Raw genomic sequence first — 4,018 nt, 5'->3', positions numbered from 1 at the left:
CCATGCGTTCCTTGACCAACATCAAACTAATCGCCCGCTTCGTGCTGGTGTGGTTCGCTTTGTCGGTTGGCGTAGCGATTGCCTCGCCGCTCGTCAACCCCAAGCCCATGGAGCTGATCTGTTCTGGTGCGGGTGTGATGAAACTGCAGATTCAGACCGATGACGACACCAAAAGTGTCTTGAGCCACACGCTGGACTGCCCCTTGTGCGTCACTCATCTCGCGCCTCCTACTCCGTTTGTGCGTTTGACGGCAGAGCCCATTCAGCCGCTGGCCTACGTGATGCAAAGCATCCCGGCGGCCCACATCGCGTCTCTCACGGCCCTGCCGCCGCCTGCGCGGGGCCCGCCCGCTTTCTCCTGAACTATTGAATTCATAGCGTCTTGCGCCCGTCGTACGGGGGCTAGACGCCTATTTTGTTAATAATTTCGGAGATTTTCCATGCGGAAAAATAGTATTGCTTTGGGCGTTTCTTTTCGCCTGCTTCCTCTCGTTGGCGCGCTGGCGCTGATTCCTTACGTTGCTTTGGCGCAGGGCATTGCCACCGAGGCACAACTCAAGCCCGTCAGCGTGACCGAGTCCCGCGCTCAGTTGGACCCCAACCTGCCCAACAGCACCGCCAGTAAAACGGCGCGTGATCTGGAAGAGCAAAACCTGTTCAACCCCGAAGATGCCCTGCGCTACTTGCCCAGCACCACGGTACGCAAGCGCTACTTTGGCGACCGCAATGCCAATGTGGGCGGACGCAGCTTTGGCGTCTTGGAGCCGGGGCGGGCCTTGGTGTATGTGGACGGGTACTTGATCTCCACGTTCATGGGGCGCTTTGATGCGCCGCGCTGGTACATGATCAACAACGAGGCGATTGAGCGGGTCGACATGCTGTACGGCCCTTACTCGGCCATTTACCCCGGCAATTCGATTGGGACCACCGTGAGCGTGACCGAGCGCAAACCACAGGGCTTCGAAGCCTCGGCCAGTCTCAAGTACAACCGTCAGTCGTTCAGTGAATACGGTACCAGCGACAGCTTTGAAGGCGTGATGGCCTCGGCCCGTTTGGCCTCCAAACTGGACTCAGGTCTCTGGTATTCCTTGGGCTTGCAACACCAGGACGTGACCGGTCATCCGATGGGCTTTGCCAACGTCTTGCGCGGCGCCACTGGCCAGTTCAGTCCCACCCTGGCGGGTACCCGCGTCACCGGCATCGCCTACGACAAAGACCCCAGCGGCGTGGACCGCGCCCTGTTTGGTGCCACCAGCATCGACCACACGGTGCAGGACACGATGAATTTGCGCCTGGGTTACGCGTTGTCTGCCACGCAGGAGATTGAGGGGCGTGTTTCCTACTGGCAGAACAAGAGCACGGTCACCACGCAAACCTATTTGAAAGACGCCAACGGCAACCCGGTCTGGAGCGGACTGGTCAACGACGGCGTCAAAGGCTTCAATCTGGCGGCGGGCAACGCCACCACCGCCAGTCCATTTGCCCCCAGCCAGCGCGATGAAGACAACCGCCAACTCGGCTTCACCTGGAAAACCAAACATGCGACCGGCTGGAACGCCTCGGTGGTGCTGACCGACTTTGCCATCGTCAACGATGTGAACCGTGTCGCCTTCGCCGCCCAACCCGTGGCGGCCTGGGGCGGCCTTGGCACAGCGACCCGTCGTGACGGTACCGGCTGGGATACCTTTGAAGTCCAAAGCACCTACACGCCCACAAAAGGTGATTTTGGCGATGGTAAACACGCGCTCACCTTCGGCTTGCACCACAACGACTACCGCCTGAACAACGTGGTGAACAACTCGACCGACTGGCGCAATTCGGAGAGCACGCTGAACCAGAACTACTATGGCAAGACCAGCATCACGGCCGCCTATGCGCAAGATGCCTGGCAACTCACGCCAGACCTGATGCTCACGGCCGGTGTGCGCCAGGAGCAGTTCGACTCCTATGACGGCTCCCAGTTTTTTACCGGTGTGGCGCCTGCGACCTACCCGGTCCGCAGCTTGCAAGCGACCAGCCCCAAGCTCTCCCTGGCTTGGGCGGCGCGAGATGATTTACTGCTCAAGGTCAGTGCCGGGCAGGGCGTGCGCTTTCCCAATGTGGATGAGTTGTTCAATGGGTCCAAAACCGGCACCAGCATCACGTTCAACGACCCGAACCTGCGCCCTGAGCGCTCAACCTCGGTGGAACTGTCCGCCGAACGCTACTTTGACAAGGGTACGCTGCGCGCCAGCCTGTTTCGCGATGACGTGACCGACACCATCCTGCGGCAAAGCGATGCCACCGTCACGCCCAGCGTGACCCGTGTGAGCAATGTGGACCGGGTCGTGACCAACGGCCTGGAGTTGGCATGGCAAAGCCGCGATGTCGGCATCAAGGGATTGGACTTGAGTGGCAACGCGACCTGGGTTGACTCACGCGTGGCCGAGAACGCCGCCTTGCCGGCCTCGGTCGGCATGAACTGGTTGCGCATTCCCAAGCAACGCTATACCTTGCAAACCAGCTACCGGCCCAATGACCAGTGGCTGTTCTCCGGCGCCTGGCGCTGGGCCGGGCGGATGTACAACACACAGCTCAACACCGACATCAACCCCGATGTGTATGGCGGTACTTCCAGCGTCAACCAGGTGGATGTGCACGCCGCCTGGCACTTTAGCAAGGAGTGGACCTGGAGTGCGGGCATCGACAACCTGACCAACGCGCAAGCTTGGCAAGCGCACAGTTTGCCGCAGCGTTCGATCCAGACCGAGCTGCGCTACAGTTTGAAGTAACAATGATCGCCATGAAAACTTCAAACGCTATAAAAAAAATAGCTATTAGCGCAGTATCAACGGGCGCTAGAGCCTGTTTTAACCCTTGCCCTGGCGTGGCCGGCTGATGTTCCCCAAGGTCTCCCGCAACGTCGTCATCGTGGCCAGCGTCCTGCTGTTCCATGGGGCGGCGCTGTGGTTGCTGCAAACCGGCTTGCTCCGGCGCGCCGTCGAAGTGCTGGTGCCGGTGCAACTTCTCAGTGAGTTCATTGAGCCGCCCAAGCCCAAAGAAGCGCCGCCGCCACCCCCGGTGCTGCCGAAAGCGGTGACGCCACCGGCTATCGCCAAAGCTACCACGCTGCCGCCGCCACCGATTCCGCTGGCCATTGCCGACCCGACCCCGGCGCCCAATGCGCCGGTGGGTGTGGTGGCGCCGCCTAAAGCACTGCCGCCGATCACCGCACCGGTCGCGACCAACCCAGCGCCGGTGGCCGCAGTCAAAGTGGAGCTGCCCTCCAGCGACGCCGACTACCTGCAAAACCCCAAGCCCGCGTACCCGGCGATGAGCAAGCGCCTGGGCGAGCAGGGCAAGGTCGTGGTGCGGGTCCTGATTGGCGTCGATGGCACGGCGCAAAAAGCCGAGATTCGCCAGTCCAGCGGCTTTGACCGCCTGGATCAGGCGGCCCTGAGCACCACCCAGCGCTGGCGCTACGTGCCGGGCAAGCGCGGTGGCGTGGCCGAGGCGATGTGGTTTAACGTCCCGATTAATTTTGTATTGGAGTAGTTGTTTATGAATTCGCAATCTGGGCTGTTGAGCCTGTGGACGCAAGGCGATTGGGTCACCCGCAGCGTGGCGCTGCTGCTGCTGGTGATGTCGCTGTCGTCGTGGATGGTCATTTTGATCAAGGCGCTGGCCCTGCGCCAGATGGCTAAAGACGCCAAAGCGACCGAAGACTTCTGGCTCGCGCCCGATTTTGAAGCGGGTGTGACCGCGCTCGGCGGCGACGAAAGCAACCCGTTTCGCCAACTCGCACTCAAAGGTCATGAGGCCGATGCGCACTTGAAACCGCAGGACGGCAAGCCGCACCTGAACGATTCGCTTGACCTCAACGACTGGGTCACGCGCTGTTTGCGCAGTGCCATTGACGACGCCACGGCGCAGTTGCAATCCGGGTTGGCGGTGCTGGCGTCGGTCGGTTCCACGGCGCCGTTTGTCGGCTTGTTCGGCACCGTTTGGGGCATTTACCACGCGCTGCTGGCGATTGGCG

4 protein-coding genes are annotated in these 4,018 nt (G+C 61.1%); all 4 read left to right on the top strand.

All coding sequences use genetic code 11. The features are described from left to right. Nucleotides 1-2: 2 nt before the first annotated feature. Entirely contained in the window at nucleotides 3-362 is a 360-nt protein-coding gene (locus WCG50_RS17955; RefSeq protein ID WP_336900964.1) for a DUF2946 family protein, read from the top strand. 78 nt (nucleotides 363-440) lie between these two features. Next, nucleotides 441-2,771 carry a TonB-dependent receptor gene (locus WCG50_RS17950; RefSeq protein WP_336900963.1) on the top strand — a complete coding sequence of 777 codons (2,331 nt, stop codon included), beginning with the start codon at nucleotides 441-443 and terminating at the stop codon, nucleotides 2,769-2,771. Nucleotides 2,772-2,877: 106 nt separating this feature from the next. Next, on the top strand, nucleotides 2,878-3,534 hold the full coding sequence (locus WCG50_RS17945; RefSeq protein ID WP_336900965.1) for a TonB family protein: 657 nt from the start codon (nucleotides 2,878-2,880) through the stop codon (nucleotides 3,532-3,534). A gap of 6 nt (nucleotides 3,535-3,540) precedes the next feature. Next, on the top strand, nucleotides 3,541-4,018 hold a 478-nt coding region (locus WCG50_RS17940), incomplete at its 3' end, for a MotA/TolQ/ExbB proton channel family protein (protein WP_336900962.1).

Origin of the sequence: Rhodoferax sp. (assembly GCF_037143375.1) — a bacterium.
Classification (GTDB): Bacteria; Pseudomonadota; Gammaproteobacteria; order Burkholderiales; family Burkholderiaceae_C; genus Rhodoferax.
This window is presented reverse-complemented; position numbering and strand designations above follow the sequence as displayed.

Excerpts from the sequence above, each read along its gene's own strand:
- WCG50_RS17955 (WP_336900964.1), top strand. The coding sequence starts at position 3 with ATGCGTTCCTTGACCAACATCAAACTAATCGCCCGCTTCGTGCTGGTG.
- WCG50_RS17950 (WP_336900963.1), top strand. The coding sequence starts at position 441 with ATGCGGAAAAATAGTATTGCTTTGGGCGTTTCTTTTCGCCTGCTTCCT.
- WCG50_RS17945 (WP_336900965.1), top strand. The coding sequence starts at position 2,878 with ATGTTCCCCAAGGTCTCCCGCAACGTCGTCATCGTGGCCAGCGTCCTG.